We start from the raw sequence: 16,270 nt of genomic DNA on the forward strand, positions 1-16,270 counted from the left end.
GAGATACCAATGGATTGGATGAAAACAATAAAAACACTCCAATGCAGAGCTGTGCTAACCGCAGTAATAGGACTGTTAGGAAGTGTGCTTCTTACTAGCCCAGCTCATGCAGCGGAAGATTACGCCATATTCTCTTTAGACTCTGGGTTTGAAGAGATATCGATAAACAAAGCGAGAAAGCTATACCGAGGAAAAACCAAGCGCCTCAATGGCAAACGTGTAGAACTATCAGACTGGCCTGAGAACAGCGCCGAGAGAGAACAATTTTATCAGCTTTTACTTGGAAAAAATGCCGCTCAAATGAATGCACATTGGGCTGGATTATCTTTTTCAGGAAAAGCGCGTTATCCAAGAGAAATCAAAACGGCATCAACCGACAGCTTAGTGGACTGGCTTGATGACAAACCAAACCGTATTGGTTACTCCCCACTCTCTTCGGTTCCTCAAAATGCCAACGTTCTCTACGTTATAAGTTCGGAGAAATAATATGAAAAGAATAATTACGTCAGTGTTATGTGCCTCAATGGCCTCTCCGGCTTTTGCGAATATCGAACTTACCGATAATTTATCCTTGAGTGGCTTTGGCTCAACGTCTTGGGCTAAGTCCGACAATGAAACCCCCTTGATGATCACTCGCGGTTTTACCGACGAAAATTGCTACGACTGTGATACCACATTTGGTGTTCAACTCGATTACTTTTACAACTCATTCAAAGCTTCCGTACAGGTTGTCAAACCACCCCAATATGATTGGAGTGAGCCTCAACTGGAATGGGCTTACTTGGGCTATGAATTTAACGACTTCGATGTCAGCGTTGGTCGATTACGACTGCCACTATTCCTTGCCTCTGAGTACTACTATGTGGGCCAAGCCTATATGACAGCAAGGCCACCGACAGAGGTGTATAACAGCGTTCTCGGAATCACAGCTTTCAACGGCATAAAAGTGAGCTGGACTCATGATGTCAGTGACGAAGCGACTCTTTTACTTACTCCGTTTATCGGTATAAAAGATAAAAATGACGTAGATTTCAATTCGACTACAAAACTGGAATTCGAAACCAATCGCATGCTCGGCGCAAATTTGCAGCTAAGCGGTGATAGCTACCGTTGGAATTTATCTTTCCTAGACTCAAATTTCGATCAGATTGTCATCACAACAATTCCCGGAATACCTACCCCATTCAGAACTGAACAAGATAACCAGCATATCCAACTTTGGTCATTAGGAGCAGAATACGAACTGGGTCAATTTGTTTTGACAAGTGAAGGACAAATCAGTGACTTCTCTTCATCAATGTACGCCAGTCTTGGATACCACTTAGGAGCATTCACGCCTTACGTTGTGTATGGTGCACAATTTGACGACCATGAGCATTTAAACGGGAATAGTTATTTAGTTGGAGTTGATTACGATGTTCTGCCAAACGTTTCTATCAATGGCGAAGTTCAGTACTTCGAATCGAAAAAATCGAATGGCGTATTTATCGATACCCCAACAGATGACAAAGATGCCGTCCTTTACACCATAATGCTGAGTTTCGTTTTCTAATCATGCGTAAAAATCATCGTCAATAGAAATAAAAGCCCAAGCTAATCAAACAGTCTGGGCTTTTTTATGTCTTTGAATTGTCATGCTTAACCAGCCATAACATTGATCTTAACTATCCTTTAATACAGAAACATTTAGGTGATTTAGTCACTAATGTCAGAGCCGTCAGCATTGTGTAAGAAGGCTGTAAACTCACGAACTTCACTACCTTAATTTGGTCAACCTAAAAGCGAATAAACAGATACCTTAAACGGAGAGCGCATGCGTATAGCAACTTTATCTTTAAGCTTGGTTTCAGCGGTGGGTTTTGCTGCTGAGCCCAGCCCTTTTCCAGTAATGCCTGATGCTGAAGGTGACAAATTCATGGTTAGTGCGACAAACCCCTATGTCAGCAGCACTGGCTATTCGATACTGAAACAAGGCGGTAATGCCATCGATGCCATGGTGGCAATGCAAATGACCATGTCCGTCGTCGAGCCCGACATGACCGGGATCGGCGGCGGAACGTTTGCTTTGTTTTATCAGCATGATAAAGACCAGTTTCTCGCTCTTGATGGACGAGATGAGGCTCCTTCAAGCGCTACACCCGACATGTTCATGGAAAACGGCAAGCCACTGAGTCGAAATGAAATTTTAGGTCCGCGTTCGGTCGCAGTACCTGGCACTCTTCGTTTACTTTATAGTGCCCACCAAGAGTATGGGAAACTGCCTTGGTCTGAGTTAGTTCAACCGGCCATCGACCTGGCGAGCAAAGGTTATGCGATGAACAGCTACACGTACGACATTGTAGTCCGTGAGCAGAACCGTTTAATTGAAGACCCAGAAATCAAAGCACTCTATTGGGATAACGACGAAATCAAACCGACGGGCACCTTGATGACCAATCCAAAGCTTGCCGACACGTTGACCAATATTGCTCAACAAGGTGACAAATACCTTTATGGTGGAGAGTTTGGTAAGAACATTGTCGAAACGGTTAACAGTCGCATCGATTCAGGCCACGCAAAGTTATCCATTGAAGACTTTGAACAATACAAAATTAAACAGCGTGACGTGATTGAAACCGATTATCGTGGCAATAAAATTGTATCCTTTGGTTATCCGGCCTCTGGGGGCGTGATGGTAGCGCAAAGCCTAGAAATGCTAGAAGCGTATGATTTGGCAGACATGCCCAAAACCGATGCCGAACCATGGCGCTTGATGACAGAAGCTATGAGAATCGCAAGAGCGGACCGTATTGCGTATGCAGGTGACCCTGATTATGTGGAGACGCCCGTAAATGCCCTGCTTGATAAATCTTATATTGATAAGCGACGCCAACTCATTCCCGAAAATGGTATTGCACAAACGAACCCGAAAGCAGGCAAACTTTCCGATACCGACTATGCAGAACACCAAGGCTTTGAGAGCAAAGATACCGGACACATATCCATCATCGATAAAGAGGGCAACGCGATAGCCATGACCAGCACCGTCGGTACAGGAATGGGCTCTGGCGTGATGGTAGACGGTGTGATTTTGAATGCGCAGATGGCTAACTTTTCGACCAAACCAATTATCAATGGCAAACCAAGCCAAAATGCAATTGAAGCAGGCAAGCGACCTCGTTCAGCAATCACGCCATTAATGGTGATGGATAAGCAAGATGACCTGCGTTTAGTTGTTGGCTCTCCGGGTAGCTCACAAATTCCTGGGTACGTGTTAAAAACCGTGGTTGGTGTTGTGGATTGGGATCTATCAGCGCAAGAAGCGATTGATCTGCCAAACATTCAATACGGTACTAAGATAGATCGCACCAAGCCCTATGACCCAACAGGCCTTTTGGTCGAGAAAAAAACCTACGCCGAAATGTTGGTTCCAGAATTCATGCAGCTCGGTTACCCAGTCCATGTCATTCCTGTCGTCAGTGGCTTAAACGCCATTGAAATCAAAGACGGAAAACTTTACGGTGCGACAGACAGGCGTCGCGCATCCAGTTCTATGGGTGAATAGATGTTTTATGAGTAAATAGATGTTTTACGGGTGAGCAACTCAACTCACCCACTATAACGTACTGATTTATCGATTTTTCCAACCACACATTTTAAATTCACTTCTAAATGCAAAAAGCCAGTCGAACGTTTCGACTGGCTTTTCAATAACTCGTTTTAATTGATCGATTAACACAAATACTACGAACTTGGCGCTACTCGCTTCTCTTTCAACTGTTCAATCACATAGTCAGGTGCAACTTTACCTAGCTCAGTCAAACATTCATCCGTTTTTTCATTGCCGTAACGGACGTAAATATCACATACAGCGTAGAGTTGCTCTGGAGCGCCAGAAATCAAATACGCCTTTTCAAATGATTTCGTAGACTTGTCGATATCGAGATCTTCTTGCAACACACCGTTGAGATACCAGTAATAGCTATTGTCCTTCGCTAACTCAGCAGCCACTTCGATCTCTTTTGCTGCAGCGCCCTTCTCTTCAAGACGAACTAAAGTCAACGATTTCGAGTAATGCAGAGCCGCGTTGTCCGGTACGTTCTCTAGACCACGATCTAGCACTTCAACCGCTTGTTGGTCTTTCTTCTGAGCTCGGAAGTTATCTGCGTAACTCAACCAAACTTGAGGATCATTTTGATGCGTTTTGATCAGCTCTAAATAAACCGTTTCCGCCTTTTCCCACTCATTGTGCCAACGTAGGACATCGGCAAACAGTAACTGAAACTTCTCTGATTCTTGTGTTTCCAAGAAAGTGATCAGCTCTTTTACCGCCGGTTCAATTTCCGCTTTTTGCGCTTCATCTAGGGTGTTGAAATCACGAACTAAATTCGATGTCGCTGTGTGGCGAACCATAGTATCGCCGTCTTTAAGTAAAGGAGAAACTAATGCCCAACGATGCTCCAGTTGATATGGCTCGGAGCCAATAACCGCCGCTTCACGCACCTCAGGGTCTTGGTCTTTTAGACCTCTAGCAACCGCCACCAGCGCATTTTGGCTTGGGTATGAAGCTAACTCTTGCAGCGCTCCAGTGCGGTTTTCAATAGACTGATTCTGATCTTGTGCCATGTAGGACAGTTGCTGAATGCGTGTTTGAGTGTCTGTCATTTCAAGCACTTGGTTAATGTTCTGTGCAGGTGCGTCAACCGTGGCTTGGACGCTGTTAGCTGCCATTGCAGATGTTGATAGCAATGCGGACGTTGAAATAAATAAAGCAACCGCTGTCGCTAAACTCTTCTTAATCATAGTATTACCTTAAACTTGAGAACTTAGCCTGTCCCTAGACTCATATCTGTTTGAATTATCGTTAAGATTGATAGACCTAGAACTTGGTCTCGAACGTCGCTTGCTTTGCCATCTCTGCACGACGCGCCATCATTACAGAGTCGCTGTACTTGCCGTGAGCAACAGGGTGTCTCATAGCGCGAGCGATGTACGCCATCGATTTATCGACATGAGAAAAGAACTTGTGCCAACCCGCGCACAAGTAGTTCAAACCCGGCTCACCTGAACGCGTTTTAATAAAGCGGTTCTTAGGACATTCACCATGGCAAGCAAACTTGTAATCACATTGCTGACATTGGCTGGTTAATGTTCGTGATTTAGCAAAGCCAAACTTCTGTTGTGAAGCGCTGTACGCCAAATCATCCAACTTCTCGTGGTGGATATTACCGATTTTATATTCTGGATAAACATAGTGGTCACATGAGAAAACGTCACCATTAGGCTCCATTGCCAGGCCTTTACCGCAGATCTCATTCAAGGTACAAAGTGGATTAGGACGACCAATCCACGTTTCTAAACTTGCTTCGAAATATTGAACGAACACTTTGCCGATATCGTGTTTCGCCCACTCATCAAACACGGTAATCAGGAAGTTACCCCACGCCAGATCTGACACACACCATGATTCCATGATTGAATCTTTATGACCCGGGATCAGGCGCTTGTCACCCTGCTTCAATTGCTCGCTCACTTGAGAGGTTTGCGGTGCAACCGTTCTAAAGGTTTTTTGCTCAACGATAGGGATAAACTGCATTTGTGGCGACTTCACCACATCACGTAAGAATCGGTACACTTCTAGTGCATTTTGACTGGTCAGGTTGTTCACGCAGGTTAACGTCGCGAATTTCACTTGGTACTTGTGCAACAGCTCAACAGCCGCCATCACTTGCTTGAACGTACCGCGACCGGCTCGGTTAGTTCGATAGGCGTTATGCTGCATCTCTGGGCCATCAATACTTAAGCCTACCAAGAAGTTATTCTTTGCTAGGAACAGTCCCCAATCGTCATTCAGCAATGTGCCATTGGTTTGTAGGTCATTGGAAATCAATACACCTTCAGGTTGGTACTTCTTCTGTAGTTCAACCACACGTTCAAAATAAGCCAAACCAAGCATGGTAGGTTCACCACCCTGCCATGAGAAGATAATTTCCGGCGTATTTTGGCCTTCGATGTATTGTCGGATATACGTCTCTAACGTTTCATCATCCATTCTTGGAGAACTGCCTTTCTTGTACTCCAACAAATCTTGCTTACTTAGGTAATAACAATATTTACAGTCAATGTTACACGCTGCGCCAATCGGCTTCGCCATAACATGTAAGCGCTTAGACGCTTTACCATTATATTGAGGACCTTGAGTAATATGCATGATTTACCTACCTATCTTATTATCTTGTTCCCATCATAATTCCGAATGAAGTCAGTGGCATGTTATACCCTTTATAACCAATAGGAATGACCAAAAACGTTAGAATTACACCTTATTTCGAACATTTGAGGCACGTGATGAAATTTATCAATTACAAACATTTAGCAGCAGTCAGCGGCGTCACCATGACTATTCTTCTCAGCGGCTGTTCAAGCGTGCCAACACACCCTATTGCCCAACAAATTGACCAAGATATGGTTCTCGTTGAAGGCGGCACATTTACCATGGGTTCAAACAGCCCAGAAGCAAGTAAAGCCGAGCGCCCAGCGCGTAGTGTTACTGTAGATAGTTTCTACATCGCGAAGTTTGAGGTGACTCAAGAATTGTTCGAATCTGTCATGGGCTCATCTCTCAGTTATTTCCAAAACCCACAAGTTCCAGTTAACAACCTAAGCTGGCAGCAAGCGAACTATTTCGTAGAGCAATTGAATGAGTTAACTGGCGAAGATTACCGTCTACCAACCGAAGCAGAATGGGAATTTGCTGCCAAAGGTGGCAACAAAAGCAAAGGCTATACTTACAGTGGTTCCAATAACTTAGATGATGTTGCGTGGTACTCAGCAAATTCGAAAAATAGCGCACACCCAGTCGGGCTAAAGAAGCCAAATGAACTAGGCTTATATGACATGACCGGTAATGTTGGCGAATTCGTGATCGATGCCTTCGATGACACCTTCTACCGATTTGGTCCAACAGACAATCCAAACAACGCTAAACACAGCGACGTAGGCTTATCGCACAAGTCTGTTCGCGGTGGCAGTTTTGCTTATGACGAAAATGAATCGGAAAGTTACCGTCGTGATTTCGCAAGCCAGTCCATCACCATGTCGGACATGGGATTGCGGTTGGTTAAAGATGCAAATTAGATACGTGAATAACCCAACCTTAACGTTAAAAGTCTGACCACACGCTAGAACACTGCGTCAACACTGAATAAGGACACCCTATGCAATACACCAAGCTTTCAGGTCTTACACTTGCTCTACTCTGTGCTTTGCCCGCAACAGCCGCAGAGAAACCTGATTTGGTTCTTCAAATCACGGTTGATGGTCTGCGTGCCGACCTTATAGAGCGCTATAAGCATAACTTTGGTGAGGGTGGCTTTCGCTACTTGATGGATGATGGCACCTATTACACTAATGCCAATTATCAACACGGTAATACAGAAACCATTGTCGGCCATGTATCACTAGCAACAGGCGCTCCACCAAGTGTACATGGCATGGTTGGTAACGTTTGGTACGACCGCAGTGAAGAGCGTTTAGTGTATAACGTAGAGGACGGCAACTACACCATGTTAACCTCTGGTGCGGGTGTCGATAAAGCTACAGAGATAGATCCAACACAAAAGACAGCACAAGGCGATGGCCGTTCTCCAGAGCCAATCCTTGCGACCACCTTTGGTGATGAACTCACTATTTCCAACAGCGGAAAATCAAAGGTTTTTGGTGTGTCAGTGAAAGACCGTGGTGCTATATCTCTTGCAGGACACAGTGGAAAAGCGTTTTGGTTCTCGAAAGCACAATCTGAGTTTATCACCAGTAATTATTACTATGATGAATATCCAGATTGGGTATCTCGTTGGAATGAGAAGAAAGTTGCAGCGCAATACTCCAAACAGAAATGGGAACTCTCGTTGCCGCGCGACCAATATACCCTTCAAGAGCACGATACTGATTACAAGGTTAAGCTAGGTGATTTCCAAAGGACTTTCCCTCACCCTTATGGCCCAGCGAGTTATAAATATTACAGCACCACGTTAACCGTGAGCCCCGCTGGTGATGAGATTACAGAGAACTTTGCCAGCACACTATTGATGCAAGAAAAACTGGGGCAAGGCGATGCCACCGACTTCCTATCGGTTAGCTTCTCATCGAACGATTATGTGGTCCATCTATACGGCCCAGAAAGCTTAGAAACGGAAGACAACTTAATTCGACTTGATAAAACCATCGCGAAACTTTTAAAAACCGTCGATGACCAAGTGGGTTTAGAAAACACACTCATTGTTTTGTCCGCCGACCATGGCGTACCAGAAGCGTCGCCTGCGGCAAATGCGCTTGGCTTTAATCAGGCACAATACTTCAACAAAGATACCTTACTATCGAGTGGTGTTGAGAAACGTTTGAAAGACCAATTTGGTTTAACTAAAGACGCGATCCGCTTGTATGCACAGCCTTACATTTACCTGAATCATGACCTTATCGCTGAGAAGAAGCTTGACCTAGCAAAGGTTCAGGAAGCGATTGCAGATGAAATTTCGAAAGTGAAAGGCGTAGCATTTGCTGTATCCAGTAGTGATATCGCTAAGAACAGAGTACCTGATACACACGTCATGCAGCTAATTAAAAACAACTATCACCCAGCGCGCTCTGGTGACGTTTATGTCGTATTTGCACCGCGCAGCTACATCAACGACATGGAAGGTCTTCAAATCGCGTCGACACATGGTTCGCCATGGAAATACGACACTCATGTACCGGTTATCTTCGCAGGTTATGACGTAGAAGCTAAAAAGGTATCACGAGCAGTTACGCCTTATGATATTGCACCGACTCTGTCTAACAAACTAGGCATCACACAGCCTAGTGGTTCGATTGGTGAAGTATTGAAAGAAATCGTCGACTAAAAGCATTAGCACTAACACCGAATAAACCGGTGTGTTGCGAACGATAAAAAAGCCGCTTACCTAATACAGGCAAGCGGCTTTTTCACTGCTGGGGTACCGGTAACGTTCAGTACACTAGTTTTTGCCTGAATAACGGAAAGCCTCTCGAGTTAATTGGCTCAGCTCTTGATCATCCATTTTGTTGTGCACCACGGTGATTCTGCCTAAATAGATCAACGGCACTTCTGTTTGTCGACCTTCCAAGTGAAACTTAATCGCTTCTGCCGTAGCAACACCCAGATCGTCGCTCATTCTCATAGGGGTAGCATCAAGCTCATCAGAACGGATTTTTTCTATTTCTTTTGCGGTGCCGCCCCAACCTGTCACATATATCTCAGACAGCATTTCAGCTTCACTAAGCGCGTCCACCGCTCCCATCGTCATTGCCGTATTAGCATTGTGAACCATGGTCACTTCCGGAAAGTTACCGAGTACTAGGCGGATCCCATCGGCCCCTCCAATTTTTTGATACTGCCCAAAATGCTCATAAACCGTTAACCAATCGCCTTTCTCTTCAACACAATCGATAAAGCCTTGTGAACGTTGGGTGTCGGTGATGCCAGGAATGCCTCGGTTAGCGGAAAACTCAACATCATTACCTAACTCTCGAACCACGTGTTCACACAACACTTTCGCGCCCATCTCACTGGAAAAATCAAACCAGCTATCTGGCTGATGTGACCACTGCTCATTAGGGGTATGGAAAGCCCAAATGAAGGTTTTAAAGTCGGAGGACGCCGACAGCTTTTGAATGTTTCCGGCTTGAATATCCAGTTCTGAAGGTCCAAAAATGACGAAGTCATACGGAGTATCCGAGCTGAGCACTTGTTCCGTGTATTGAGTTTGCAATGAGTGTTCAATCTGCCTTGATGTGAATTCATCAATTTCAAATCTGAGATCCAAAGCGATCAGCCTTTCCTTTAGCGCAACGAAATTACGTATCCAAAAATCGGAAATATCTGCGCTTGGGTAAATTAAAGCGATCCTTACGGGTTTTTCAGACGATTGTGCTACAAGAGAAATAGGTTCACCACTCACAGTCTCTTGAAATTTTTCAAGTTTTTTAAAATCATCGTCACGCCTTTCTCCATCAGCCCTCACAGTTAGTGAAACCATAAAACAAGCAGTTAGAAGCAAAGGTAAAAGGATTTTATAATTTTGACCCAGCATAAATGTTACCAAGTGTTTGAATGTTTATTAACAATATTATAAATATAGGGCGATAATAATTTAAAGAACTTTTATAAAGCCGATGAATAAAATATTTAACTTTGCAAGTGCATTGCTTGCTATCACTTGCAGCTCAACAAGTTTTGCAGGGTACCCAGAAGACGTATTTTTCAAATACGCAGAAAACAAGGTTACGCGTGCGGTGTCTTACCAAACCACTTGGGGAGGACCAACTGCAGGCCCTGCGATACGCCATGAAAAAAGCATCATTTTTGTTGCATCGGACCTGCGTAACGGTGGTGTTTATGGTGTGGGGAAAGGCCTATCTGAAGCGATTTCAAAAATTGATTGGCACCTACGTTTTGTCGATGGTTTAGGATCTGAGGTCCGCCAAGGGGCAGCCATTAGAAAAGCAATCGGCTTTCAACCCGATGCCATCGTGCTTGGTGGTATTGATGCAGTACGTCATCAAAAGATCCTAAAACAAGCCCAAGATTTGGGCATCACCATCATTGGATGGCACGCCACAGAATTAGCGGGTGGAAATCCTGAGATTGGTCTGTTTACCAACATCACAACCGATCCTCTGGATGTAGCAGAAATCGCTGCTTTATTGTCTATTGTTAACTCAAAAGGCCAAGCCAAAATTGTGGTTTTCACCGACCCAAATTACGAAATTGCGATGATAAAAGCGAATGCAATGGTGGATACCATCAAACAGTGCCGCCAATGTGATGTGCTTGAGCTGATCTACCTTCCACTCGATCAGATCGATCAAAAAATGCCATCTACCTTGAAGATGCTTGATAAAAAATATGGTGACAACATCACCCATATTTTAGCGATTAACGACCTATATATCGACTATGCCATCCCCTCCTTAGAGTCGAAAATTGAAGATAAAAAATTGATTCCCAATAACATTTCGGCAGGCGATGGTAGTAAAGCCGCGTACAAAAGAATCAACAGAGACAAGTTCCAGTCTGCGACCGTTCCTGAGCCTCTATACCTACAAGGTTGGCAAATCGTTGACGAACTCAACAGAGCGTTTAATAACATGCCGCCTAGTGGTTATTCTGCGCCTGTTCATCTCGTCACGCCAAAGAACGTAGCAGAGCTTATTAACAACGAAACGACTGGCATTTATGACCCTAAGAATGGCTACCGCGAAGCGTATCTGAATATTTGGAAGCCACAATGAAATTCAATCAAATTAACATTACCCAGCGCTTCATAATATCCAACTTAATATCACTACTTATCGTAAGCTTCGCGGTCATCATGGTGATTCGCTCTTTGTATTATGTCGAATCAACGCTTAAAACAGAAACCTCTACACATGTCTCCGAATTGATTGTAAATTCCGAGATAAGTCGACGAGTTTTTACCTTGACCTCTCGAGTAAAACTACTCGAACAGACCTTTCTATTCAGCGAGAATACCTTGTCTGAAGAGGCTTTTAACGTTGATTTCCAGCTACAAAAACTAAGAGATTTGTCTACAAATGAAGGGTTTTCACAGAAAATAGATGCATTTATTGACAACTTCCACCGTTTCTTAGGCAGTTCACTTGCGCTTAATCGAATCTTAAAACAAACCAATCAAATTGATGCCACCTTAGCAGCCCAGCTCAATAAGCTGGAGTTTGCTATTGCTGACAGTAAGCTGAAGCACCTCAATCAAAATGACTTTATTCGATACAACAATGAGTTGGATCTGATGAACATGCTGAGAGAATCTTTTCTGACTTCCGGAAAAATGGTCGGTGACATACACAGCCGCATTACACCAGAAACAGAAAAAGTGCTGTTAATCAAAGTCGAAAAAGAGCTCGATATCTTCTTACTGCACTTAGAAAACGTTGATATAAAAACAGCAGCGGTAATCAGCGAGAAGCAGAAAATTCAGAAAACAGTTAAACGCTATAATGCGGCACTTAAACGAATTCGTGCCAACCTAGAACAACGTTGGCTGGTCATGGCTTCTCTATTGGATGCACAAAGCGATCTATTAGAAATGGTAGAAAATACAGAGTCTCGTGTTCAAAACCAAGCTCTGGCCCTCACTGCTCAACTAGAAGAAGAGATCGGTGAGTCGCGCTTTAACGCAATTATCATCAGCTTTTCTGCCGTTATCTTGTCCCTGCTGTTACTTAACCATGTCGTCAGGCACCATATTCAAAAACCACTCAACGCACTTAAGCATGGTTTCAATCGTTTGGAGTCTGGTAGCCTAAAAGAGCCTATCGCGCTTGGTAGAAGCGATGAATGGTCTCATTTAGAGAAAGCCTACAATGACATGGCAGGTAGGCTGTCTGAAGCGTATTTGGACCTAACTGAAGAGAAAAAGAACTTCGACTTTCTTGCCCACCACGATCCGTTAACAGGTTTAGCAAACCGACTGTTAGCTACGAAGAGATTAGATGAGGAGATTAAACGGTCTCGAGAGCATAACTCATTTTTCTTACTGCTCTATCTGGATATTGATGAGTTTAAAACCATCAATGACTCGCTAGGACACGGGCAAGGTGACAACCTTTTGATCAACGTATCAAATATTTTGACCACGCTTGTTGGCAACAATGGCTTCGTTGCACGAATGGGCGGCGATGAATTTATGGTCGTGTTCTCTGACATCAGCTTAAGTGAAGGTGAACAACTGGCAGACCGACTAAACCAATCACTCCGCAAACCTTACTATGCCGACAACAACTCGATATTCGTTGCAGCGAGTATAGGCGTGTGTGAGTACCCTACTCATGGCTCAAGTGGTGAAACTCTAATCCGAAACGCAGATACTGCCATGTATCACGCCAAGCGTAATGGAAGAGACCAATATCGCGTCTATGCCGACAAGATGACTCATGAAGTCAATGATCTTATCGAAACCAACATGGGCTTGCATCAGGCCATTGCTAATGACGAACTAGAAGTGTTCTTCCAACCAAAAGTCGATCTGGACACGCAAGAGATCATTGGTGCAGAAGCACTTGTCCGTTGGCGACATCCTAAGTTGGGCCTTTTGCCTCCGGCTGGTTTTCTGGAAGTCGCAGAAAAGAGTGACCTTATTATCGATATTGATAAGTGGGTATTTAAAAAAGTAGCTAACCTCATCACCGACTGGCAACGCTCAGGAATCGACTTGGAGGGGGTCACTTTCTCCATCAACTTCTCTGCTCGGATGTTTTACATGACCGACCTTGCAGAGCAACTCCAAGTAATACTAGATGAAACAGATTGTCAGCCACATCAACTGTTGCTTGAGATAACAGAAAGAGACATGATGCGAGATTTCGAAACCTGTTCGAGAACGATAGAAGTACTTCATTCCAAGGGCTATAAAATTGCCATTGATGACTTTGGCACCGGTTACTCTTCACTATCTGTGTTGAAAAACCTCTCAGCAGACTGCGTCAAACTCGATCGAAGCTTTATTGAAGACATCAACTCATCTAAGGTTGATTACGAGATCACCTGTGCGGTATTAAAACTCGCACAAATACTCGATTTTTCAGTGATTGCTGAAGGACTTGAAACGCAGAACCACGTAAAGACTCTGCGTCAGATAGGTTGTAAATACGCACAAGGTTACTTCTTTGCTAAACCGTTGCCGATTGATGATTGGGTCTCTTATTTTATCGGTAGTACTGTTCAGCCAATACAGACCTCATTGTAATACAAAGATTTAGCTCTGAATGACACGCTCTTCTTCTCAAAGCCCCAAGCGCTTATCGGCGTCTGGGGCAAATTAGTGTGCATTAAAATCTAAAGCTAAACCGACACTTCTTTTGCTGCCGCTTTGATCTTCGCACGTAACCATTTATGACTTGGTTCATTGGTACGGCTTGGATGCCAAATCATACACATATCGAGGTTGTCCAATTCGAATGGCAAAGGGAGTGTTTTAACCTTGTACTTTTCGGAGAAACAACGCACCGATGACATAGGTAGCATTCCGATATAATCAGAACTCTCAATCACTGGCAGCATCTCAACAACCCCTGCAGCTCGGTACACTACTCTACGCTTTTCTAAGTCTCTGAAATGATCTGAGCTCAATAAGCTTCGGCGTGCGTGCCATTTGGATACCACAACATGCTCAAGTGATAAAAACTGCTCCATATCGATGGTATCACCGATTGAAGGGTGATCTTCTCGACATACAACCACCAGCTCTTCGGTAGAAACGACCTCATGCTTGAGCGTCGTTCTTCCTCTTGGCGTCATATCGATGATCACATCATGTCTTTGTAGTCTTAGATCCGACTCGTAGTCTTCTGTAAACAAAGGGTGAACTTCTAAGGCAATACCCGGTGCTACCTGGCTAATCAGTTGCATCACCTTAGGCATCATTTCGTAGCTCGCCGCCGACACACAGGCGATAGAGAACACGCGGCCGGAGGTTTTAGGGTCAAAGTCTCTTGATGCAGACAAGGTCGACGTAAAATTCTTCAGTGCTGCCGCCATCGCTGGATAGATATCCATCGCGAAAGCAGTTGGCTCAACACCTGAAGTGGTACGGTGAAACAGTGGCTCATCATAGATATCTCTCAGCCTCGCAAGTGCTTTACTCACGGCTGGCTGGCTGATATCCATGCGGCTAGCAGCTCTAGATAAGTTCTGCTCTTCATAGATAGCGACAAATATTGGAATTAAATTTAGCTCGGTACTTTTCATACAGTTCCATATTAAAGAAGCAGGTTCCCTATAGTAGAGAACCTGCCGATTATGTTCGATGCGAATTGCTAAAAGTTGTGCGTAATGCCTCGATAAACCCCGAATCTTTATGGGTATTTCAATTGAACCAGTGCATCACATGCCTACTTAATTTTGTCTTTTAAGTCTGGCAAGGCTTTAGGAATTTTCAAGCGACCTGCAATTGAGCGAGATATATTGGAGTTAGTCCGACCATTGGCGAGTTTTTTTAACCCTTTCCTCAAACGTTTAAACACGCTCTTATCTTCATGCCCTTGCTGAAGTGCAGCGCTATCATCCAGCCATAACTTTTCTTTACTGGCTTTCGATAACTCTAACTCCGTCGTTTGATATCGTAATTGAGTGTAAATAAACGTTCGTAACGCAGCCCAGTCGCCCTGTTTAATCAAGCGTCTCATCACTAACCACGTGGGTGTTGGTCGAGCCGCGTAATAACGCTTACCAACAACAAACAGCAAAACACACGCTAACAACACTAAACCAGCCGTAATGAATACCGACATATAGGCTTTAACAAAGGACTGTAATGTATGCTTGGCTTCAAATACTTCACCTTTGATTACGACATCTTCTAAACGTTGCTTGTCGCTATTCCACCATTGGAACTCGAATTCAGGGAGTGTAAATTCACCACCTTGTTGAATGACATAGACTGATTCTTCAATTCGGCTTGAACGATAGTCCCCACGCTCTTGCGTATCATCAAGGCGGTTCGGTTGCGGATAAGCTTGATACTGCTGTGTAGATTCGTTGGTTAATACGTTGGGTAGCAACACCGATAAGCTGTCTTTTGCCTTAATGGTCACTGTTCGAGTGATTGCATCGCCAACTTTCAGCTCATCGCTAGAGCGTTGCCACTTTTGCTCAACCTCAACATCCGTTGCTGCGAACCAAGGCGAGTCTTCACTCAATAACCCAGAAGGTAGCGAAGCTTCAAACTTAATCGGTTGGGTGTAAAGTGTACCAGTCACGTTAGAACCATCGGGAGCTGACACCTTTATACTCACAGGCAAGGTAGGAATAACAAAAGCACCCGATGCCATCGGATAAAGGGTGATTTCCCAGCGCTGGCGAGACCAAGTAGTTCCACCTACTCTTTCGGTATAATTCGTTGCAAGCTGATTACGCTGCTTAGCAATCACATTCGGAATTTCGACACTGCCAATTCGGGTACCACCAGTAAACCAGCGTGGTGTTGCGACTTCGATATTCAAAATTACTTGTTCATTCACACTCACCTTAGTTGGCGCTATCTTGTCGCCCTGCTTAGGTTTTTCTCCCACCCACGCAATCAGTTCAACATCGCCACTGCGTTGCAAATCATAAATATCAAGGGCATAAGCTGAAGGCGAACAAAGAGCAATAATTAACCCCAACAACATCATACTGAGACCATGTAGTAGACGGTTTAACGGCTCGGTTGGTTGAGAGTCTCTATGCTGACCGAGAGACAAAGACTGACTGAAG

12 protein-coding genes are annotated in these 16,270 nt (G+C 44.2%); 7 read left to right on the forward strand and 5 right to left on the reverse strand.

Translation table 11 applies throughout. From position 1 onward, the window contains the following. Positions 1-9 precede the first annotated feature (9 nt). The 3 genes from OH460_RS03585 (at position 10) to ggt (ending at position 3,544) form a co-directional block, all read left to right on the forward strand. Complete coding sequence (locus OH460_RS03585; RefSeq protein WP_269995128.1) at positions 10-486, forward strand: hypothetical protein; 477 nt, start codon at positions 10-12, stop codon at positions 484-486. 1 nt (position 487) lies between these two features. Next, positions 488-1,552, forward strand: a complete 1,065-nt coding sequence (locus tag OH460_RS03590) for a porin (RefSeq protein ID WP_269995130.1) — start codon at positions 488-490, stop codon at positions 1,550-1,552. A 261-nt stretch (positions 1,553-1,813) separates the two neighbouring features. Next, entirely contained in the window at positions 1,814-3,544 is a 1,731-nt protein-coding gene (gene ggt / locus OH460_RS03595; protein WP_269995132.1) for a gamma-glutamyltransferase, read from the forward strand. A gap of 179 nt (positions 3,545-3,723) precedes the next feature. On the opposite strand, the gene OH460_RS03600 is transcribed toward ggt, so the two are convergent. Next, complete coding sequence (locus tag OH460_RS03600; RefSeq protein WP_269995134.1) at positions 3,724-4,782, reverse strand: hypothetical protein; 1,059 nt, start codon at positions 4,780-4,782, stop codon at positions 3,724-3,726. A gap of 76 nt (positions 4,783-4,858) precedes the next feature. Beyond that, positions 4,859-6,190, reverse strand: a complete 1,332-nt coding sequence (locus OH460_RS03605; RefSeq protein WP_269995136.1) for an anaerobic sulfatase maturase — start codon at positions 6,188-6,190, stop codon at positions 4,859-4,861. Positions 6,191-6,327: 137 nt separating this feature from the next. On the opposite strand from OH460_RS03605, the gene OH460_RS03610 reads away from it, so the two are divergent. Together OH460_RS03610 and OH460_RS03615 are read left to right on the forward strand one after the other, a co-directional pair. Beyond that, the gene (locus OH460_RS03610) at positions 6,328-7,116 is read left to right on the forward strand and encodes a formylglycine-generating enzyme family protein (RefSeq protein WP_105058118.1); all 789 of its coding nucleotides are present in this window, start codon (positions 6,328-6,330) and stop codon (positions 7,114-7,116) included. Positions 7,117-7,196: 80 nt separating this feature from the next. Further along, entirely contained in the window at positions 7,197-8,879 is a 1,683-nt protein-coding gene (locus tag OH460_RS03615; protein WP_269995139.1) for an alkaline phosphatase family protein, read from the forward strand. 114 nt (positions 8,880-8,993) lie between these two features. Here the strand turns inward: OH460_RS03615 and OH460_RS03620 are convergent, their stop codons facing one another. Continuing rightward, positions 8,994-10,088 (reverse strand): substrate-binding domain-containing protein, encoded by a 1,095-nt coding sequence (locus OH460_RS03620; RefSeq protein WP_269995141.1) that lies wholly within the window; start codon positions 10,086-10,088, stop codon positions 8,994-8,996. Positions 10,089-10,170: 82 nt separating this feature from the next. On the opposite strand from OH460_RS03620, the gene OH460_RS03625 reads away from it, so the two are divergent. Both OH460_RS03625 and OH460_RS03630 read left to right on the forward strand, forming a co-directional pair. Next, the gene (locus tag OH460_RS03625) at positions 10,171-11,289 is read left to right on the forward strand and encodes a substrate-binding domain-containing protein (protein WP_269995143.1); all 1,119 of its coding nucleotides are present in this window, start codon (positions 10,171-10,173) and stop codon (positions 11,287-11,289) included. Next, a complete protein-coding gene (locus OH460_RS03630; RefSeq protein ID WP_269995145.1) occupies positions 11,286-13,763 on the forward strand; it encodes an EAL domain-containing protein in 2,478 nt (825 codons plus the stop codon). Before OH460_RS03625 ends, OH460_RS03630 begins: the two co-directional genes overlap by 4 nt. Positions 13,764-13,858: 95 nt before the next feature. On the opposite strand, the gene OH460_RS03635 is transcribed toward OH460_RS03630, so the two are convergent. Further along, a complete protein-coding gene (locus OH460_RS03635; protein ID WP_269995148.1) occupies positions 13,859-14,764 on the reverse strand; it encodes a LysR family transcriptional regulator in 906 nt (301 codons plus the stop codon). Positions 14,765-14,907: 143 nt separating this feature from the next. Beyond that, a complete protein-coding gene (locus OH460_RS03640; protein WP_269995355.1) occupies positions 14,908-16,188 on the reverse strand; it encodes a BatD family protein in 1,281 nt (426 codons plus the stop codon). Positions 16,189-16,270: the final 82 nt, after the last annotated feature.

The organism is Vibrio sp. Makdt (genome assembly GCF_027587015.1).
Lineage (GTDB): Bacteria > Pseudomonadota > Gammaproteobacteria > Enterobacterales > Vibrionaceae > Vibrio > Vibrio chagasii_B.

Bases quoted from the DNA above. Each gene is read 5' to 3' on its own strand.
- OH460_RS03585 (WP_269995128.1), top strand. From the start codon at position 10: ATGGATTGGATGAAAACAATAAAAACACTCCAATGCAGAGCTGTGCTA.
- OH460_RS03605 (WP_269995136.1), bottom strand. From the start codon at position 6,190: ATGCATATTACTCAAGGTCCTCAATATAATGGTAAAGCGTCTAAGCGC.
- OH460_RS03620 (WP_269995141.1), bottom strand. From the start codon at position 10,088: ATGCTGGGTCAAAATTATAAAATCCTTTTACCTTTGCTTCTAACTGCT.
- OH460_RS03625 (WP_269995143.1), top strand. From the start codon at position 10,171: ATGAATAAAATATTTAACTTTGCAAGTGCATTGCTTGCTATCACTTGC.
- OH460_RS03615 (WP_269995139.1), top strand. From the start codon at position 7,197: ATGCAATACACCAAGCTTTCAGGTCTTACACTTGCTCTACTCTGTGCT.
- OH460_RS03640 (WP_269995355.1), bottom strand. From the start codon at position 16,188: ATGATGTTGTTGGGGTTAATTATTGCTCTTTGTTCGCCTTCAGCTTAT.
- OH460_RS03635 (WP_269995148.1), bottom strand. From the start codon at position 14,764: ATGAAAAGTACCGAGCTAAATTTAATTCCAATATTTGTCGCTATCTAT.
- ggt (WP_269995132.1), top strand. From the start codon at position 1,814: ATGCGTATAGCAACTTTATCTTTAAGCTTGGTTTCAGCGGTGGGTTTT.
- OH460_RS03630 (WP_269995145.1), top strand. From the start codon at position 11,286: ATGAAATTCAATCAAATTAACATTACCCAGCGCTTCATAATATCCAAC.
- OH460_RS03590 (WP_269995130.1), top strand. From the start codon at position 488: ATGAAAAGAATAATTACGTCAGTGTTATGTGCCTCAATGGCCTCTCCG.
- OH460_RS03610 (WP_105058118.1), top strand. From the start codon at position 6,328: ATGAAATTTATCAATTACAAACATTTAGCAGCAGTCAGCGGCGTCACC.
- OH460_RS03600 (WP_269995134.1), bottom strand. From the start codon at position 4,782: ATGATTAAGAAGAGTTTAGCGACAGCGGTTGCTTTATTTATTTCAACG.